Genomic DNA, 18881 nt, shown 5'->3' on the forward strand with positions numbered 1-18881 from the left:
GTATCGAGACCAACCGACCAGGCGAAGCCCTTGATCTCGATACGCTCCTTCGTCGCTACTCGATCAGCGTGTCGCGTCAGCAGTCGCGCAGGAATTCGCCGAGCACCCGCGCGCCGAACTTCAACGACTCCACCGGCACCCGCTCGTCGATGCCGTGGAACATCGGCGCGAAGTCCAGATCGGCCGGCAACTGCAGCGGCGCGAACCCGTAACCGGTGATACCGAGCTTCTTGAGCGCCTTGTTGTCGGTGCCACCGGACAGGCAGTAGGGCAGGATCGCCGCGTCCGGGTCCTGTGACAGCAGAGCACGTTTCATCGATTCGACGAGCGGCGCGTCGAACGGTGCTTCCAGGGCGATGTCGTGGTGCAGCACCTCGACGTCGACATACTCGCCGGCGAGTTCGCGGATGGTGTTCATCAGGTCGTCCTCGTGCCCCGGCAGGTAGCGGCAATCGAGGGACGCCGACGCCGTCTGCGGTATGACGTTGTGCTTGTACCCGGCGTCCAGCATGGTGAAGTTCGAGGTGTCGCGCAGCGTTCCCTCGACGAAGCCGCGAGCACCGCCGAGCTTGGCCAGGATCGGACCCAGGTCGTCGTCGCTGTATGCCGAGCCGGTGAGGTCGCTCAGGCCATCGAGCAGCTGCCGCACGGAGGCGATGTATTCGCGTGGCCACACATGTGCGTCGATGCGCGCGATGGCCTGCGCCAGTCGCACGACCGCGTTGTCGTCGTTCGGTACCGAACCGTGCCCGGCCCGACCCTTCGCGTGCAGGCGCAGCCAGGCGATGCCTTTCTCCGCGGTCTGCAGGAGATAGGCACGCTGTTCGCCGGCTTTGCCGTTGAAGGTGACCGAGTAGCCGCCGACCTCGCTGATCGCCTCGGTCACACCGTCGAACAGATCGGCATGGTTCTCAACCAGCCAATGGCTGCCCTTCACGCCGCCGGCCTCCTCGTCGGCGAAGAACCCGACCACCAGATCGCGAGCGGGTTTGCGACCGGTGCGCGCCATCTCGCGCACGCAGGACAGGATCATCGCGTCCATGTCCTTCATGTCGACGGCACCGCGGCCCCAGACACAGCCGTCCTTGATCTCCGCACCGAACGGATCCACCTGCCAGTCCTCGGCATTCGCCGGCACCACGTCCAGGTGGCCGTGGACGGCAAGGGCCCCACGGTCAAAGTCCTCGCCCTCGATGCGCACGATCACCGATGCGCGACCGGGCTCGCTCTCAAGCAGCGTCGGGTCGAGACCGACCTCGATGAGCTCCTGCATGACGTACTCGGCGGCCTTGCGCTCGCCGGGACCGCTGCCGTCGCCGTAGTTGCTGGTGTCGATGCCGATCAGGTCCTGCGTGATCCGGACGACCTCATCCTCGGCCGTCAGTGCGCTGTCATCGGTGCTGTCGGAAACCATGACCCAACCCTGCCACGCTTCGGTCCACCGATCACCCGCCGGCCAGCGCCCGGACGGTCTCGATCGTGTCGGCGTCCTCCGCCCGCTTGTCGTCGCGGTAGCGGATGACGCGTGCGAAACGCAGCGCGAGTCCACCGGGATATCTGCTGGAGCGCTGCAGCCCGTCGAACGCGATCTCGACGACCTGCTCCGGTCGCACCTGCACCACCCAGTCATCACGGTCGATCGCGAGTTCGGCGAAGCGCTCGGTCTGCCAGCGCAGCATCTCGTCGGTCATCCCCTTGAACGTCTTCCCGAGCATCACGAACTCGGAGGTCTCCGGGTCACGGGCGCCGAGATGGATGTTGGACAGGAAACCCTGGCGCCGGCCACTGCCCCACTCGACAGCCAGCACCACCAGATCGAGGGTGTGCCGCGGCTTCACCTTCACCCAACCGGCCCCGCGACGCCCGGCGGCATACGGGGCGTCGAGATCCTTGACGACGACACCCTCGTCTCCCGCAGCCACCCGCTCGTCGAAGAATCGCTGCGTCGCATCCGGCCCGTCGGCCGCCTCGTGCGCCACCAGCCAGTCCGCCGGGACCAGCTCGACGAGTTGCCGGTGGCGCTCCCGGAACGGCCGGTCGATCAGGTCCACGCCGTGCAGGTGCAGCAAGTCGAAGAACATCGGCGTCACCGGGGTCTCCTGCCGCAGCCGCTGTGGATCGGCACTGCTCGCCGTGCGTGCACCGGTGATCTGGAACGGCTGCGGGCGGCCGTCCGGGGTCAGCGCAACGGCCTCGCCGTCGAGGACCAGTCGCCGCGCGGGCAAGTGCTGCACGATCTCCACGACCTCCGGCAGCCGGTCGGTGATCTCCTCCAGGCTGCGGGTGAAGAGCCGGACCTCGTCGTCGATCTTGTGCGCCTGCACCCGGATGCCGTCCAGCTTCGTCTCGACCTGTTGCCGGATCCGCCCGTCGAGCGCGCTGTCGACATCGGTGGCACTCCCGGCCAGCATCGGACGGACCGGCCGGCCGACCACCAACCCGATCTCGGCAACGGCGTCGGCGCCGCCATGCAGCGCAGCCGCGGCGACCGGAGCCGCGAAACCGGCGAGCATCACGGCACGGCGCACGGACTGCTCGGGCACACCGCTCGCCTCGGCGATCGCCGCCAACATGACGCCGTCGCCGGCGCCCTGCCGCAGCTCACCCTGGATGAGTCCGGTCACGAAGCGTTGCTCTGCATCGGTCAGTCGGCCGAACAACTGCGCGAGCAACGCCTTGCGCTGCCCGACCGCGCCGGCGCCGCTCACGGCGGCCACCGCGGACAGGGCTTCGTCCAGCTCGGTCACCGTCACCGACGCGTCAACACCGGGCTCCGGGGCGTCGCGCAAGCCGCGCCAGCCGACCCCGATGCGTCGCTGCGGCAGCACGCCCGCGAGGTATGACGCCACGAGGGGCACCTCGTGCGGCAGCGACGCCCGCAACAGCTGCGCGACCGCGTCCCGTTTCGCCAGACGCGAGCGCGTGGCGCGAAGGGCCTGCGAGACCGCGATGACTTGCTCCAGCAGCATGACCGCAGTCTGCCGCCGACCTCCGACATACGGGAACCGCCGGGAGGCGCTAGCGTCATACCTGAAACAGCCAGAGACACGAAGGGACAGCACATGCCGGTCAACCTGAGCAAGGGCGCGAACATCTCGCTGGAGAAGGCGGCGCCCGGTATGACGACAGCAATCGTCGGCCTGGGCTGGAACCCGCGCACCACCGACGGCGCGCAGTTCGATCTCGACGCATCGGTGCTGCTGCTGGCCGAGAACGGCAAGGTCCGCAATCAGTCCGACTTCGTCTTCTACAACAACCTGACCGGCGACAACGGCGCGGTGCAGCACCTGGGAGACAACCGCACCGGTGAGGGCGAAGGCGACGACGAACAAATCAAGGTCTCGCTCGGTCAGGTCTCCCCCGACGTCCAGCGCATCACCTTCGTCGCCTCCATCGACCAGGCGGAGGCGCGTGGTCAGAACTTCGGGCAGGTCTCCGACGCATTCATCCGAGTCTTCGACGCGGATGACCCGACCAACGCGGACAAGGGCGCCCGCTTCGACCTCGGCGAGGACGCGGCAACCGAGTCCGCACTCGTCTTCGGCGAGCTCTACCGCAACAACGGGGAGTGGAAGTTCCGGGCCGTCGGGCAGGGCTACTCCAGCGGCCTCGCTGGTGTCATCCGGGACTTCGGACTCGACGTCTGAGCAACAGTCTGAGCAGCAGCACCGGTCCGGCCACGGCCCGTGACGCGTATGGCGAATGCCGCACGTCACGGGCCGTGGCACGATTGAGGGAATCCGGCCACTGCGTGCTAGTGTTTCCGCTCGTTGGCCGGGCCGTGAGCACGGTTGACACACCCATTTGTCCGGGTGGCGGAATGGCAGACGCGCTAGCTTGAGGTGCTAGTCCCTTAACGGGGGTGGGGGTTCAAGTCCCCCTCCGGACACGCATTATCCCGACCAGTGCCTTGGTCGGAGCTCTGGCCCTGTGCACTGCGCAGGGCCAGAGATGCTTCTACACATCGCTCTTCCGGGTGGTAGGTGAGCATGATGTCCAGGGACCGGTACAGACGCCCCTTCTCTTCGGCGGTAGCCAGTGTCAACACTGTTGCGACGCCTCCGAGAGCGGTAGCCATCGACGCGATGTCCTGATCCGTTGGACCTTCCCGAAGCATCCCGGCCAACTTGTTCTTCAGTGCTTTGCGCTCGCGACTGCGCGTACTGATCATCGCCGAAAGCTCCGCCACCTCGTCAGCGGCCTCTGCAGTGGCTACGAGCGAGCTGATCTTCTTGTCCAGGACCTTGATCTGTGCTCGCAGATCTGCGGCACGTCCCCCGTGATCGGACTCAGGTCGGACCACCTTCGAGAGCGCCTCGGGGGTTGCCAACGAAGTGATCCACGTGTCCAACCCCTTGACCATGACGTTCTCGTCGACATACAGAGACTTAGGGTGGCCTCCATAAGCTCCTTCTGGCAGTGAGCGCCGACGCCTCAGATCACAGCGGTACAACGTCCGGCGACTTCCATCCTTGCGCACGCGCGAGTGCACAGCGCCCTGCATTCGATGGCCGCAGATCCCGCACAACAGGATGCCGCGCAGTGGGTAGTCGTACTTGGCGACCCTGGGCCGGCGACCAAGGCCGCCGGGCACTTCGAGCCGTTCGTGGACCTCGTCCATCAGATCCTTGCCGATGATCGCTGGGTGGGTCTGCCTACTAGCACGGACCCACTGCGCCGGATCGTTCCAACGCATTCGAGTCACGTTGCCCGCCGCGACGTCGTCAGGGTCGATGAGCGACTCCTGTTTCCGCTGCTTACCCCACACGCGGTATCCGCTGTAGTTCGGATTCGCCAAGATCGCACGCACCGCTGAGTGTGACCATCCTGTCGGATCGCGATGGGGATTGCGGACCCGGTCGTAGGCTGACGGACTTGGCACCTCATCTCTGGTCAATGCGTCTGCGATGGTCCGCAGCGACTGTCCAGAAGCAAAGGCAGAGAATATTCGCTGCACAATGGGGGCCGTATCCGGGTTGACGTCGAGTTGGTGTAGTCGCTTGCCGTCGGCCGCCTTCGAAGGATTGGGATGCGGGCCAGCATCGACAAGGCGGTACCCGTACGGCGGTCTGCCTCCCATGTGCCGATCGCCCTTCAGCGCAAGATCCATCATCGATGCCTTCGTCCGAAGTTGGACCCGAGTACGTTCCCCCTTCGACATGCCGCCGAACAGGGTCATCACCATGTCGTGCGCTTCGGATCCTGGGTCGATCCGGCCGCCGACCTCCGGCACCCACAACTCGACTCCATAATGGGTCAGGACCGGGAAGGTCAGCCCGAACTGGTTGCCGTAGAACGCCCGTTGTGGCTCGCCGATAACGACGGCATCGAACTGGCGGCCAGGTCTCTTGATGTCCTCGAGCAGCGCTGCCGCGCGCGGACGCCTCTTCCACGGGATTGAGCGGGACTGGCCGATATCGAAGTATTCGGTGACGATGACACCGCCGACCTGTTCAATGGTCTGTCGTGCCCGCCGCAGTTGCCAGCCGCGAGACGCCTCAGGGTCCTGGTTGTCCTCCGTGCTGACTCGCCCGAGGAACGCGAACGACCTACTCATGCCGCGCCGTGGGCGTGTTGAGCGTGGAGCCGGTGGATGATCCGAGCCAGCTCCGCCAGTGTTTCGTCAGGCAGTTCATAGTCCGACGGTAGCGAATCCAGTCTCAGCGTGAGCTGGTCATTGCCACGAGGTGTGGTGCAGGAAGGAGATCGGTGCGTGCCACGGCGCGGGATATCCACGTGCGCCATTTCCTGATGCTGCAGGCACCCGTCTCGTGCGGACCCCGGCGCCCGGTTATTGCTTGGCATAGTCAACGCCAGCCGTGCAGCGATAACGGTCGCCGCGACCTTCCATCAGCCGACGAAGTCGCCGTCGTCTCCCGGGAGGCCAGGATCCGAACGACCACCTTCGAGTTGCGCCTGTATGTACGCACCGCCGCCCGGGCAGTTCGCTGCCCTACGTATCCATCGAGTCGTTGGGCTGCGAGGAGCGTCTCCCGAACGCCATCTGACGAGGGTCTTGGAGTCATGGTGCGTCACCTTCTGCCGGTTCCAGAACGACCACGGCGCCAGCGCTGGCACGCCACGGGGATGGCCCCCGGACCGGTGCAAGGCGTACTTGCGAGTGCCGCTGTTACGTATCACCAAGGGCGGAAAGGCTGCGCTGGCGCTTACACGACAGCAGGCAAAGGGACCTGCCTTCCGTCGTCCGGTCCGTCCACGTCCTCGAGGCGTCGCGCTTGTTGGTCCTCTTGCGGGCCCCCGGCGCGGTCCGTCCGTCCACGTCGTCGTCTATCGGACAGCACAACGAGGCGTCCAGAGCACGGGCGCAGCGCTTCCGTGTAGTCGGAGCGGGCAGAGCTGATGTTGCCTTCTAGTGGTTTTTCGTCGATTCACGCCGCGCTGAGCGTGCACATATCGATGGCGGCTTCGGGCTATGGGTGCAGCAAACGCACCTTCCGAGAGTCCCGCATGAGAGAAGCGTGTGATGAGTGAGAAGGAAGCCCTGATCAACCATGGTCGGTTGGTGGCGTTGATGCCTCACCTGCTCGGTGCTCGCCCCGAGAACTCCCTCGTTGTGATCCCGTTGGAAGGGGCCGGAAGACGGTCTCCGGCGATGGTCGTCCAGATTCCCGAGCAACACTTGTGGGAGAGCGAGGCACGTCGGTTCGAGCCATACGGCGGCGTTGGGGTCGCGATCGTCGCGTTCGCCGATCATGCGCAGGCTGAAGCGTCATCTGCGGCGATGGCCCAGCTTCTTCAGGACAATGGCGCAGAGGTGTGGTCACGTGTTGCCACCGACGGTGACAACTGGGTTCAGCTCGACAGCGGTGATGTTGGGACCGTCTCCCAGGCCGATCGGGATCGTGTGGCAGTCGAGTTCATCCGAAACGGTCACGCCCAGCCATACGACTCCATGGAGCAACTGCGCGCATCGTTCCAGCCAGTGGTCTGTGCCGATCTGTCGGCCTCCATGAACGCTGCTGCGCAGCACGCGGTGGCGGCGGCGCAAGACATGCGGTCGTTACGACGGGAGCAGCGGTGGATGAGCCACGCCATCGTGCACTTCGTTGCCACGGGGCAGATGCCGGACATCGAAGCAACGGCACGGCTTCTGTGTGACGTCCAGGTCATCCCGCTGCGTGATCACGCATTCACGGAGATCACGCGCGATACTGCGGCGCCGAATGCCGCGCTGTGGAAAGAGATCATGCGAAGAAGCCCTGAGGACGCCCGCGCTCCGGCCGCATCGCTGGCGGCGTTCAGCATGTGGTTGGGCGGTGACGGTATGCAGGCCCGGCTCGCGATCGAACAGGTTCCGGGGCGCTACGAATTGGCCAACCTCATCGGTCTAGCGGTGTCGGCGGGGGTCGATCCGGCGGGATGGTCGACGCCGGATCCGGAGAGCAAGGTATATGGGAGGCGAGCGGATCTCGACGCTCCGAAGTCGACTCGTCGCCGGCCGACCCCGCCTCCGGCGACCGGCGGCGATCACCGTCGTCCAGAGCGTTGACGTGAACACGACTGCTGCTGAGTAGCAATCCGGGCAATCCGGGCGATCTGACGCGACGTCAGTGTTCACCGCAACACCACGCATGCGGGGCTCAGTGTTGCGTCGCGGCCACGACGCCTGCTGGATGCCACACCCATGCGGCTCCAGGCGCGACTGAACGGCAGCGGACCGGTGACTGGCGTATTCGTGGACGCAACAGACACCTGCGATCACCGGGCGGGCGCAGGCGAGTCAACCATCAGGCGTCCGTGAGCGTGGTGCGTCGCAGACGCAGGCTGAGTGTGATCGGCTGAGTGACTGTGATCTACGAGTCCTCGTTCGGTTCCTCCTTCAGTCGCTCCGCAGCAGTTGAGAATCCGAAGTGCTGCCGTGCGAACGCGGCAAATCCGTCGACGGTGAACTGCAGGTAGCCGCGGCCGGCTTCCTCGATCACGCCGGCGTTGAGTAGCGCTTGGCGGGTGCTGCTGATTGAGGTCGTCGCCTGGCCGAGCTCGTGGGCGATCGCGTTGCGGTGTATCGGGCCGTCGCCGAGTGCTGACATCACGCGGACGAAGTCGCGCTCGGACGGCACCCGGATCCGGCTCAGCCGTGAGTCGTATAGCTCTTGCAGGTCGTCGTCCGTGTGTTGGATCGCGTCTCGCACGTGATCGCGGGTGATTCGGGCACCGGGGTCGGGCAGAGCGGCGGCCTCCCACGCGTAGGATCCGAGCAGCTGCACGGCGTGCGGGTAGCCCTTGGTGTAGTCGACGGCCAGTTGCACGGCGTCGTGGTCCCACTCGACGCCCAGTTCACGCGCCGGACCGGCCAAGGCGATCATCGCCGCGTCCGCGGACAGGCCCCCCAGGGTTTTGAATGCGAAACGTTCGGACGGGCTCACTGCATCGTTGATGACCTGCTTGCTACTCGGCAGCCCGGCCGCGAACACCGCGGCCGGCAGATCCGGGCGCTCTCGTTGGAAGTCCTGCCACCCGTAGCCGAGCAGCTTCAAGCTGAGCAGATCCGCGTCCTGGATTTCGTCGACGAACAGCACCAGGCCCTTCTTGCCATGCTCGACGGCAACCGCGTGGGTCGCGACGAGCAGGTCCTCGAATTCCCGCGTTCCGGCTGGCGGCCCGGCGTCGGGTAGGTCGTCGGGCTTCCAGCTGGCCTTTACGGACGCCACCCCGGGAACACCGACCTGCAGGCCGACGTCGAGGCCTCTGAGTCGTTCGGTGAGGTCGCGTCGACCTGACCACTCCCCTGTCGCACGGTCAATCTCACGAGCGATCGAGGTCGCCAGCCCGCTCGCTTCGCCGGCGGTCACCCAGATCGTGAGGATGTCTCGCCGTGTCGCCATCAGGCTGGCTTCGTGCAACAGTGAGGTCTTGCCGACCCCACGTGGCCCCTGGTCGACGCGGATGCGCCCGACGAGCCGCTGCAGGTCGCTGAGGTAGGCCAGCCGCTCTTCGATCTGGCCCAAGGGCACCGAGCGGCCGGGCACGGAGCGCGCGACCTCACCCGGGGTGTAGGGACTGGGTTGCATCGGGTCCTCCCAGATAATTTCCGATAAAACGTTACTTTTATCTGACTTTATCGAGTTGCCGGTTGGTGTTCTAGAGGGTGGGACCACGCTGTGGACCCACCGGCTGCACCCACGGCGTCGGTGCCTTGTCTCGGGTAGGGGTCGCGGGCGCCGTTGCCATGGTGACCGTCTGCCGGATGCCGGATGCTGCGGCCATCGTGCGCCGGGTGTCGTCAGTGACGGCCTCGGCCAGGTCGTCCAACGCTGCCCTGACCGCTCGTGACAGCGGAACACGTCGGCCATGGGCGATGTCACCGGCGTCGACCCAGGAGGCAACCGGCGCCGGCACACCGTTCGTGGTCGCGGTTTTGAGGAACTCGTGCTGCCAGTCGGCGATGCCGCGGGCGGACCCGCTCATCCGTTTGTCGTTGAACGCGTCGCGTGTCATCACCGCGGCCTCGACGGCAGCCGCGATCCCTTGGTGCAAGGTCGCCACGGTGTCGTCGAGGTCGACACGCGAGGCGATCGTCGACGGGCTTGCCCATGCTGTCTTGTCGTATCCGACTTCGGTGATGGCCGCGCGCAGTTCTCCGGCCGCGCGCACGAGCGTGGCGTCCGGCCGATCTCGACGGTCGGCTAACTGCTCGCATCGTCGTGCGATCAGGCTCCAGGACGTGTGCGTCGACTCGAGCGCGGGTCTGAGCTGCTGCTGGAAACTTCCGGTCTCCAGATGCTGGGATTGGACGGCCGCATCCAGGAGGTGCGCTGTCGCTGCGCTCAGGAATGCTTGGGTGCGTGCCACCAGGTGCAGGTGGGTGGCTGTCGGTGCGGCGGCGATCGCACGGTGGGCCTGCACGTCCCATGCCGCCATCGCCTGGTGCAGCCGGCCGGCACCGACCGCGTGTCGGTGCTCGCCGCGCATGACCTGCGCGAACCGCGTCCCGACGTGGGCACCGGCGAGCTGCTCAAAAGCCACCAGCTGGGCAGCCGCATCGCGTCCTCGAGTGATGGCTCGGTTGATCAGGCTCGGTTTGCTCCCGAAACGGTCCTCGGTGTCCTGAATGTGCTGCTGCACCGCAACACCGACGCCGTGGGCGGCGACGTAGAGGGTGTGCATGACGCGCATCTTCACCGCGTCGACGTCGGCGCGCACCGCCGGCGGCCACGTATCGCGTGCGTGGTCTCGGCCGTCCACGAGTTCCGTTGCCCTCACGAAGTTTTCGGCGATTCCAAGGAGTCGCTGATCGAGTTCACCCGAGCCTGGCCAGTCGCGCGCCAGTTGGTGTCGGTGCATACCGCGCGCCATCGTCTCCAGGCGTTGCATCGTGGCGCCGTCCGCCGGGCTGGCGGACAACTGCGGCAGGCCGGCCCACAGCTCGCCCGCCGACTGCACCACTTCGCCCCACGTGCGCAGCAGGGCTGGTGCGTCGTCGCCAACGACGTCCAGCAACAGGGTGCGGGCCTGAAAGTCGGCGTCCAGGAGAAGTTCGCCGACGCTGCGCTCGTCCCGGTTCACTGCGTGAGCTCTCGGCGCAGGTCGGTCAGTGCGACGATGAGCTCGGAGATCCCAGGCAAGGATCCGTCGACGGGCAGATCGAGTGCCAGACCGTCGGCCGCGCAGACCAGCTGGCCGATGTCCTCCTGCGGCGGGACCGGTTCGACGGGGTCGACGTCGACCGGGACGAACTCGCTCGCCCGTGCGGCCACGACGAAGATGCCGAGCGCCACCCCGTGCCAGGACGAGTTGGGGCCTTCGCGGTCGGCACGCTTCCACGCTTGCTGAGCCGCCTCGCGCAGCAACCGCGCAATCGCCGTGATCGTTTCGTCGGTGTCCAGGTGCAGGACCTCAGGGGTTCGCATGTGGTGCTCCTCGTCGTCGGTGGTTGCCTCATCCAGCCAGATCTGCGGTTGTCTCAGCTGCCACCGTCGGCAGGCCTGTGGATAACTCCGCCGCGGTGTCTGTGAGGTGCGTGAGACTGGCTTCACCCTCAAGAGGCGCGACGAGGGCTGTTGGCGATCACCGATCGTGAACGTTGAAGGAAATGCACCACTCGAGGTGGAGGAGAACGTGATGAGCGTGCGAGGAACTGCCGTGCGTGCCGTGCCGGCGCTGGCCGCGCTGACAACCAGCACGGTCCTGGTCGTGATCGTCGGTGCCGTCCTGCCCGGTCTGATCGCGTTGCCGATATTCGCCGCCGGTGTCGTTGTCGTGGTCGTCCTGCTCTGCGGGCGGGCCGAGGCGACCGCTGCGCTGGTGCTGGCCGGTGCGCGGCAGCCGCACGGCTACGAGGTTGCCTCGCTGAAGCCGGTGTTCGCGGTCCTGCGCGAACACGGTGTCGCCGGCGACGTCGACGTGCGAGTCAGCGATGCAGGTGGCGTCTATGCGGCACGGTTCGGCCGGCACACGCTGATCGTCTCGGCCAGGATGGTGCGCGCCGCACGCACCGGCGGTTTCTCCGACGAGCATGCTGCGGCGATCCTCACGCATGCGCTCGGCCTGGGAGTTCGACGTTTCGAGGCTGCCATGGGGTTCTGGACGCTGCCGTGGGTGGCGGTCCGGGCGATCTGCCACGCGGCCGCGGAGGCGTTGTCGGTGCTCCCGTTGGTGTCGCTGGCCTGGCGGCTGCGGTTCGTCACCGCCGCCGCGGCCGCGGTGCAGGGAATCGCCGAGGGACACTCGCTCTTCGGGCTGCTGACCGCCGGAATCGTCGCGATCACCTACCTGGTGCCGTGGTGCGAACGCCGCGAGCAGCTGCTCGTGCAACGCCACGGCGACCGGTTCGTGCTCGAGCACGAGTTCGGTGCCAGCCTCGCCGAGGTGCTGCGGCCGAACGCCCGTGACCCCAAGGCCTTGCAGCGGGTGCACGATCTGCAGGCAGGCGGCCGGCCGCCGAAGGTGCGGGAGTTGACCCTGGTCCCCACCGGGACTGCGAACTGAAACGGGCGCTGGGCCGGAAACGCCCGGGAGCTGGGCAGGCCCTCGGGGCTGCCCAGCTCTCTGCGTGTTTCGGCTGGTTTCGGATCGTCCTACCGCGGCCGTCCGTAGTATGCCGCGGTCTCGTCGTACGCCCACGGATGTTGCTCGGCCACGGCCGCGCGCTGTGCCGCGCGAGCTTCCTCCAGCTCGGCGTTGCGGCGGTCTCGCTCCTCCGCTTCCACCGCGAGGACCTCGTCACGGCAGCTGCCGTCAGGGCAATCACTACGCATGGTTCCTTCTCCTATCTCCTATGAGTGCGACAACAACTCGGTGACCGGCTTCAGCGCCTGGGCCCTGCCGGTTGTGTGGCAGCTGTGGTGGGCACGGCCATCTGCTGCCGGGGTCTGTGCGCGTGCCAGCGGCTGCGCCGGGCCTACCTGGGTGTCTGGGCTGTGGCGGGCGGCTGCTTGGTCGACCACCCGGGCGGCCGTTGATTCGTGTGGTATCGCCAGACTGAGCTCGTCACGGGCTTTCACGAGCTGGCTGCTGACTCTGCGCGGATCCGCGGCCGGGTTGTTGGCGGCGAACAGGTGTGTCGTTCCGGCCTCGAGGTGGGGGGTGGCCTTGCCCGCAGCGACCATCGCCTCCACGACACTGGCCAGGGTGCCGACGACCCAGTCATGATTCTCGTCGGCCAAGTGCGGCGCCTTCGTCAACGCGATAACGCCGGCATACGCATGGTTGACGTGCTCGCTGCCACGCTGCAGCGCGTCATACGCCTCAGCCGCGGCGTCCCGGTGGGCGGCAACCATGCCGGGTAGCGGCGTGCCTTCCAGGGCTCGACGCTGCGCCCCCGCGGTCGCCGATTGGGTGTCGTAGTCGGCGATGCCGAGGAAGTGCTGCGCCTGCGCCAGCGATGCCTCGACTTGGTCGACCAGCTCTCGGGTGTCCATGGCAAATCACCAGCCGTCAGAACGGGGGTGGCTGTGGACCGGAGCGACCAGGGGCCGGAGGCGGTGCGTCCGGTCGGCGACCGGGGCGCCGACCGGAGATCGCCCTTGCTTCTGCGAGGTCGCTCGGGAAGTGCCGGGCTGCGTCCTGGAGATCACCCTGACTCGTCGGCCCGCTCCCCCAGCGCAACGACTCCCTGGCCTGTTGCCCCCGCTGCTGGTCGAACGTCGCCACTGCGGCGTCAACGTCTCCGCGTGCTTCGTAGGCGATCTGCCCTCGCTGCAGCTGATGGGCTGCCGCCAACACGGTCTGGCGCGCGGTTTCCTGATCGACTTGAAGCGTGTCGGCGACCTGCGCCGGGTTCGCGTCAAGCACTCTCCTGCCCGCCAAGTGCAGGTCCGCGTGCACCTGGTGGTCGGCGTCGACCCTGACCAACACATCGCCGTGTCCCGTAGCAGCCCCGGTCACGACCACGTCCGAGTTCTCCAGGGCCCCGCCGTATGACGGCTCCATCACCACCAGGCGCCCGTCTGCGACGGCGTCCATCGCCTCCGGGTTGAACGTGGCGGCCGCGACGTCCTGCGCGTCGATCTTCGCCTGTTCCGCGGCGGCAGCGTCGACGGACACCCCCTGCCCGGCGCCGGACGTGTGGTACAGGTCTTGATGATCCGGCCCCGGCTCGGGAGCTACGGGGTCGACCGGTTCCTCCACCGTGCTCGGCGCACCGAGGTCGTGCCGTAGTTCGGCGACTCGCTCGGCCAGCCACTCCTTGTTGCCCGGCACAGCGAGCGGGTCGACGTATTCCTCGCGGAGCCCGTCTTCGTCGTTGACGATCTCGTGGCCGGGCAGGAGGCCCTCGTAGGCGGCAACCAGCCGTTCGAAGCCCGGATCGTTCGCGGCGGCCGAGACATTCCCTCCGTGCAGCACAAGCAGCCTGGCCGCCTGCGGCTCGGGAACCGATGGGTCGAGCAGACTGCCCGAACCCCTCGCGGCAGCGAAGGCCCGCTCGTCGGCCGCGTCGTATTGGGTGATCACGTTCAGGGCGCACCGCAGCCTCTCGTTGTCCGCGGTCCGGTCGGTGCCCTCGACGCCCATCTTCAGCGCCTCCGTCGGGTTCATTCGCAACGTGTCTCGGTACGACGGCGCTGCGTCGATGTTCTGCTCGGCCATGTTCGTCTCCCGTTGCTTGGGTCGGTTGGGTGACAGTGCTCCGTCGAGTTCGGCTCGTGCCCGCAGCAGCGCCGTGCCTGCCCGCTGGAGCAACGGAGCGAGGTCCGCCGCCGGCATGCCGAGCCGGTCGGCGGCCCCGTGAAGGTCGGTTCGGACCGCCCACGGTTCGTGCAGTCCGAGTTCGTGGTGCGTCCTACCGACAAGCTCGATCCAGTGGCGGCCGTCCTGCGCACAGACGTTGATGAAACCGGACGGCCCCTGAATGGTCATTTCATCCCGTTGCCCTCGGACGGGGCCGAAGGACACGTCACCGTCGCCGATGTGTACCCCGTGCGGTAGGCCGTCGAGCAGGGGTGGTCCGGGGATCTCCCCTGGCAGCGGCAGGTCGAACCATTCGCCGCTGCGGAGTGAGTTCGCGACCAAGGCCGCGGCGGCCGCGCGCGTGGTTTGCGTGATGGTCATCGCGCGATCCCGTGCTGCTGGTCAAGTGTTGGCGTGGGGGTGATGGATTTGCGTTCCGCGTCCCGGCCGGCAGAGTCGCTCCGACGGGTGGCGCCCCGTGCTTCCATGAGGTCCCAGTGCGCCGCGGATGGCGTTATCCCCCAACGGCTTTCGATGCCGAACTCCATGCGGTCGCGCAGCACGGTTCGGTCGCTGACGCCGGTATGCAGACTGATCTCGTGGTCCGACGCCCCGATCGACGCCATCGCTCGAACGACTTCCAGCCGCTCGGCCTTTGTCAGGTTGGTGTCTGGTAGTTGACGCGTGATCGCCCGTTGTACCGCCACGATGTCGACGACGTTCGATTCGCCGGCGGGCACCTGGTGGTGAGGCTTTGCCGCAGGGTCGTCGATGTCGGCTTCGTCCCAGGCTAGTGGCGGGGCAAGGCCGCGGCTCTCGGCCCGCTGGCGGGTCAGCGGGGAGTCTCCTGGGGTCATGCTGAGCTTGTCGTAGGCGTCGCGGACTTGCTGCCATCGGCCGGCCGTGATCAGCTCCCCCGGGCTGTAGAGCAGCATGCTGGTGTCTCGTGCGCCGGCGGCCGCGATGGCGGCGTGGTTGTGGCCGAGTGCCAGGAGCGCCTCGACCCGCCGGACTGCCCCGACACGAGGGACCATGCCCTCCGCCTGGGAGTAGATGTCGGCAAACTTGAGCCGGTCGACCCGCTCGGCCGTGGATCGCTGGACGCGTGAGTTGCGGCCGGCGACGATGTTGCTGATTCCGGTGTCGCTGATCCCGGTTGCGCGGCTGAGGGTTCTCAACGGCACGCTGGCATCGATGAAGCTCTGCAGCTTTTCCCGGGTGGGTTCGGCGTCGACGTAGCGCTTGATGCCTCGTGCGCGGTCGCGCTGCCAACCGACCTCCCATTGCTTGTTGTATGTCATCGCTACCTCCGGACGGCCAGCTGCGGCTGGCCCTATTGACCGGAAGGAGCCTGAGGCGTGTTCACGCTCACGAAATGCGGCACGACTTCGCAGGGAGGGCACTGGTAGTAAATTTGTTCGATGTCGCGAAGGAGGCCGGATTCCCATGGGGCAGTCACGTCGGGAACGGACCTGGCCGGAGCCGACAACGACCCGGCACGCATGGGTCCGCGACGGCAGCCACCCTCACGACGTCCCCCGCCAGGTCCTCATCATCTGCTGGAGCAAAGGCACCGAATTGCATCTGATGGGCATTCGCAGCATTAGGCGGAATTCGTGCTGCGGCAACGCTGTTCGTGGCCTCCTCGACTTTACCTGTGGTCAAGTCCTGCTGAGTGGTGTACGAAGTCGTGAATCCTTCAGGTGTGTTTAGGCGCTGAGCTCGCCTGCGATGGCGGGCTCGATAACGGTGGTGTCCTCCTTCGCGTCGGTGGTGCGGGCGGTCAAGACTGCTTGCGCGACGGCGAGGGCTTCCACGCCGAGGTAGCGGCGTTGCTCGGCCCATTCGTCGTGTTGCTCGGCCAGGACGGCACCCACGAGGCGAATGATCGCGTCCCGCCCCGGGAAGATGCCCACGACGTCGGTGCGCCTCCTGATTTCTCGGTTGAGTCGTTCGTTGGGGTTGTTGGACCAGATTTGCCGCCACACGGCCTTGGGAAACGCGGTGAACGCGAGCACGTCGGCGCGGGCGTTCTCCAGATGCTCGGCGACCGCGGGCAGCTTCTCGGCCAGTCCCTGCAGCACCCGGTCGAACTGGGCGTGCACGGCGTCCGCGTCCGGTTGGTCGTACACGCTGTGTAGCAACGCCTTGACCCAACCCCACTGGGTCTTGGGAGTGATGTCGGACAGGTTCTTCGCGTAGTGAGTGCGGCACCGCTGCCAGGACGCATTCGGCAACGTTGCCCCGATCGCGTCGACCAAGCCGGCGTGCGCGTCACTGGTGACCATCGCCACCCCGGACAGGCCACGAGCGACCAGGTCCCGGAAGAACGTTAGCCACCCGGAGGCCGTTTCGGCCGAACTTGCTTGCACGCCAAGGACTTCCCGGTACCCCTCGGCGTTCACCCCGGTCGCGACCATGACCGCGACCTTCACGACACGGCCGCCTTCGCGGACCTTCATCATCAACGCGTCCGCGGCCACGAACGTGTACGGGCCGTCATCCAACGGGCGGTTGCGGAACGCGGTGACCTGCTCGTCGAGGTCCTTGGCCATCACGCTCACCTGGGACTTCGACAAGCCAGTGATGCCCAGGGTTTGCACCAGCTTGTCCATCCGCCGGGTACTCACACCGAGCAGGTAGCACGTCGCCACCACCGACGTCAGCGCGGCTTCGGCACGCTTGCGACGCTCCAGCAGCCATTCGGGGAAGAACGTGCCCTCACGCAACTTCGGGACCGCCACGTCCAGGGTGCCGACCCGGGTGTCCAGGTCCCGGTGCCGATACCCGTTACGCCGGTTCACGCGGTCGTCGGTGCGAGTGCCGTAGTCCGCACCACACACCGTGTCGGCCTGACCGGACAACAAGGCGTTGACGAACATCTGCATCAGCTCCCGCAGCAAGTCCGGGCTGGCTTGGGCCAGGTGCTCGTGCAAGAACTCCTGCGGATCAATATTGTGGGGTCCAGCGGTCATCGTGGTGCTCCATTCGAGTGGGATCTAGACAGTTCTCTCGAAGGATCCACCCGGTGACCGCGCTCACGTGGGACGCGACGCGATCACCCGGATCGGTCGTACACCAAACCTATGGACGTAACTTTACCTGTTTGCGTCGGTACCAAGACCGGCTCCACGGCAGGCCTTGTGGAGACATTGCATCTGGTGCAAGAATCCTCCTTCTGAGGAGGTGCGGTGATGGGTGAGGATCGGGCTGTTGCGTTGGCCGTGTTTGATTCGTCGGTGGTGCATCTGCGTCCCGAAGACGCGGTGTTCGAGGGCATGTTGACCGGGTGGCGGGCGCAGGGACAGTCACGCGGTTTGGCGGCGCTGTCGCTGAAGAACCGCGGTGACCTGGTGCGGCGGTTCATGTCGTTCACCGGCGAGTACCCGTGGGCGTGGACCGCGGAGGACTTGGAGTCGTGGTCCTCGGACCTGCGAGATCGTGGCCGCGCGTTGACCACGATCCGGGGGTATCAGGCAGCGGTGCGGAAATATTGCGAGTACGTGACCGATCCGGTGTACGGGTGGGGCGAGCTGTGCTGGGAACGGTTCGGCACACACCCGGTGCAGATCTGTCACGAGTGGAACACGGTCGCGCATGTTGCGGAGGTGGAGGCGTCCCCGGCGGTTCGCCCATTGACACGCGACGAGATTGAGCAACTGTTTGATTACGCGGACGAACGTGTCGCTGCTGCGTGTCAGTCGGGTCGTAAGGGCTGGTTGGCGGCGTGGCGGGACTCCGCGATGTTCAAGATCGCCTATGCGTACGGGTTACGTCGACGGGAGCTGACCCGGTTGGAAACCGTTGACTTCTACCGGAATCCGAAGGCACCCGAGTTCGACCGCTTCGGGGTCTGTCACGTCCGGTGGGGCAAAGCGGTCCGGGGTGGCCATCCCCGTCGGCGGTCGGTGCTGACGACTATGCCGTGGGCGCCACAGGTGTTACAGGAATGGTTGGAGATCCGTGCGGAGTACGGCGACGTGGCGGGGCGGTGGATGTGGCCGACCGAGCGTGGCTCCGTAGTGAGTCCGGCGCATGCGGGTCGCCGGTTCGCCGAATACCGCGACGCCGCAGGGTTGCCCAGCGAGTTGCACTTGCATTGCTTGCGGCATTCGTATGTGACGCATTTGTTGGAGGACGGGTTCGACCCGTTCTTCGTGCAGCAGCAGGTCGGGCACCGGTGGGGCGGGTCGACTGCGTTGTATTCCGGGGTGAGCAGCGACTTCAAGAACAAGGCGCTGCGCGCCTCGTTGGATCAGCTTGCCGGCGGCTCCATGGAGGGATTCTGATGATTGCGGACGTGACGATCGACTGGAAGCTACGGGAGGTGATGGCGTCCCGTGGGATGTTCGCGACCACGGACTTGGTGCCGTTGCTGGAGGCGCGCGGGGTGCATTTGTCGGTCACCCAGGTGTATCGGTTGGTCACCCAGGTGCCGGAGCGGTTGAACATGCGTGTGCTGGCCGCTGCTTGTGACGCGTTGGACTGCACTCCGGCGGATTTGGTGCAGGTGGTGCGGGCCGTGCAGGAGACGCCGAAGCGTCACGCTGCTGGCGGGGCATCACCGGTGGCACGCGCCACCCCGGACGGGCGGACCCGTAAACCGGCCCGGGTGAGCGTGCGGCGCACCGAGCAGTAGTGGGCGCCCGATCCCGTGGCCATGCCCGGTGACGCTACCGCGGTCCGAGAGCAGTGCATCCGCCTGATCGTCGCCGTCGTCGTCACGACCGTTCCCGCCAGCGACGAAGCCG

The 18881-nt window shown here is 66.6% G+C and carries 16 protein-coding genes and 1 tRNA gene; 6 read left to right on the plus strand and 11 right to left on the minus strand.

What is annotated here, in order from left to right:
* Window positions 1-76: 76 nt before the first annotated feature.
* Window positions 77-1414 carry a M20/M25/M40 family metallo-hydrolase gene (locus ACZ50J_RS11085; RefSeq protein WP_464297278.1) on the minus strand — a complete coding sequence of 446 codons (1338 nt, stop codon included), beginning with the start codon at window positions 1412-1414 and terminating at the stop codon, window positions 77-79.
* Between the two features lie 31 nt (window positions 1415-1445).
* Complete coding sequence (locus tag ACZ50J_RS11090; protein WP_464297279.1) at window positions 1446-2969, minus strand: ATP-dependent DNA ligase; 1524 nt, start codon at window positions 2967-2969, stop codon at window positions 1446-1448.
* 93 nt (window positions 2970-3062) lie between these two features.
* Here ACZ50J_RS11090 and ACZ50J_RS11095 point away from each other — a divergent pair, with 93 nt between their 5' ends.
* Window positions 3063-3647, plus strand: a complete 585-nt coding sequence (locus ACZ50J_RS11095; protein ID WP_464297280.1) for a TerD family protein — start codon at window positions 3063-3065, stop codon at window positions 3645-3647.
* 159 nt (window positions 3648-3806) lie between these two features.
* Window positions 3807-3889, plus strand: a tRNA-Leu gene (locus ACZ50J_RS11100).
* On the opposite strand, the gene ACZ50J_RS11105 is transcribed toward ACZ50J_RS11100, so the two are convergent.
* Window positions 3854-5557 (minus strand): recombinase family protein, encoded by a 1704-nt coding sequence (locus tag ACZ50J_RS11105; RefSeq protein WP_123270143.1) that lies wholly within the window; start codon window positions 5555-5557, stop codon window positions 3854-3856. The genes ACZ50J_RS11100 and ACZ50J_RS11105 overlap by 36 nt on opposite strands.
* Before the next feature lie 975 nt (window positions 5558-6532).
* Here ACZ50J_RS11105 and ACZ50J_RS11110 point away from each other — a divergent pair.
* Complete coding sequence (locus tag ACZ50J_RS11110; RefSeq protein WP_245988414.1) at window positions 6533-7510, plus strand: DUF4192 family protein; 978 nt, start codon at window positions 6533-6535, stop codon at window positions 7508-7510.
* A 304-nt stretch (window positions 7511-7814) separates the two neighbouring features.
* On the opposite strand, the gene ACZ50J_RS11115 is transcribed toward ACZ50J_RS11110, so the two are convergent.
* The 3 genes from ACZ50J_RS11115 to ACZ50J_RS11125 form a co-directional block, all read right to left on the minus strand.
* Window positions 7815-9032: an ATP-binding protein gene (locus ACZ50J_RS11115; protein WP_158607499.1), complete on the minus strand. Its 1218-nt coding sequence runs from the start codon at window positions 9030-9032 to the stop codon at window positions 7815-7817.
* Window positions 9033-9102: 70 nt separating this feature from the next.
* Window positions 9103-10527, minus strand: a complete 1425-nt coding sequence (locus ACZ50J_RS11120) for a hypothetical protein (RefSeq protein WP_464297281.1) — start codon at window positions 10525-10527, stop codon at window positions 9103-9105.
* A complete protein-coding gene (locus ACZ50J_RS11125) occupies window positions 10524-10871 on the minus strand; it encodes a hypothetical protein (RefSeq protein ID WP_148043246.1) in 348 nt (115 codons plus the stop codon). Before ACZ50J_RS11125 ends, ACZ50J_RS11120 begins: the two co-directional genes overlap by 4 nt.
* Before the next feature lie 211 nt (window positions 10872-11082).
* Between ACZ50J_RS11125 and ACZ50J_RS11130 the strand changes: the two genes are divergently transcribed.
* Window positions 11083-11949 carry a hypothetical protein gene (locus tag ACZ50J_RS11130; RefSeq protein WP_464297282.1) on the plus strand — a complete coding sequence of 289 codons (867 nt, stop codon included), beginning with the start codon at window positions 11083-11085 and terminating at the stop codon, window positions 11947-11949.
* Between the two features lie 89 nt (window positions 11950-12038).
* Here the strand turns inward: ACZ50J_RS11130 and ACZ50J_RS11135 are convergent, their stop codons facing one another.
* The 5 genes from ACZ50J_RS11135 to ACZ50J_RS11155 all read right to left on the minus strand — a co-directional run bounded on the left by ACZ50J_RS11135 (window position 12039) and on the right by ACZ50J_RS11155 (window position 17105).
* Window positions 12039-12218 carry a hypothetical protein gene (locus ACZ50J_RS11135; protein WP_148043244.1) on the minus strand — a complete coding sequence of 60 codons (180 nt, stop codon included), beginning with the start codon at window positions 12216-12218 and terminating at the stop codon, window positions 12039-12041.
* Between the two features lie 18 nt (window positions 12219-12236).
* Window positions 12237-12881, minus strand: coding sequence for a hypothetical protein (locus tag ACZ50J_RS11140; RefSeq protein WP_464297283.1), 645 nt, complete (start codon window positions 12879-12881; stop codon window positions 12237-12239).
* 16 nt (window positions 12882-12897) lie between these two features.
* A complete protein-coding gene (locus tag ACZ50J_RS11145) occupies window positions 12898-14511 on the minus strand; it encodes a hypothetical protein (RefSeq protein WP_464297284.1) in 1614 nt (537 codons plus the stop codon).
* Window positions 14508-15431, minus strand: a complete 924-nt coding sequence (locus tag ACZ50J_RS11150) for a hypothetical protein (protein WP_464297285.1) — start codon at window positions 15429-15431, stop codon at window positions 14508-14510. The genes ACZ50J_RS11145 and ACZ50J_RS11150 overlap by 4 nt, the downstream gene beginning before the upstream one ends.
* Window positions 15432-15839: 408 nt before the next feature.
* Window positions 15840-17105, minus strand: a complete 1266-nt coding sequence (locus ACZ50J_RS11155; RefSeq protein WP_464297286.1) for an IS256 family transposase — start codon at window positions 17103-17105, stop codon at window positions 15840-15842.
* A gap of 219 nt (window positions 17106-17324) precedes the next feature.
* Between ACZ50J_RS11155 and ACZ50J_RS11160 the strand changes: the two genes are divergently transcribed.
* Both ACZ50J_RS11160 and ACZ50J_RS11165 read left to right on the plus strand, forming a co-directional pair.
* Window positions 17325-18419, plus strand: coding sequence for a tyrosine-type recombinase/integrase (locus tag ACZ50J_RS11160; protein ID WP_464297287.1), 1095 nt, complete (start codon window positions 17325-17327; stop codon window positions 18417-18419).
* 11 nt (window positions 18420-18430) lie between these two features.
* Window positions 18431-18769: a helix-turn-helix domain-containing protein gene (locus ACZ50J_RS11165; protein WP_464297288.1), complete on the plus strand. Its 339-nt coding sequence runs from the start codon at window positions 18431-18433 to the stop codon at window positions 18767-18769.
* The last annotated feature ends 112 nt before the right edge of the window (window positions 18770-18881 follow it).

This window comes from Flexivirga sp. G2 (assembly GCF_055397625.1).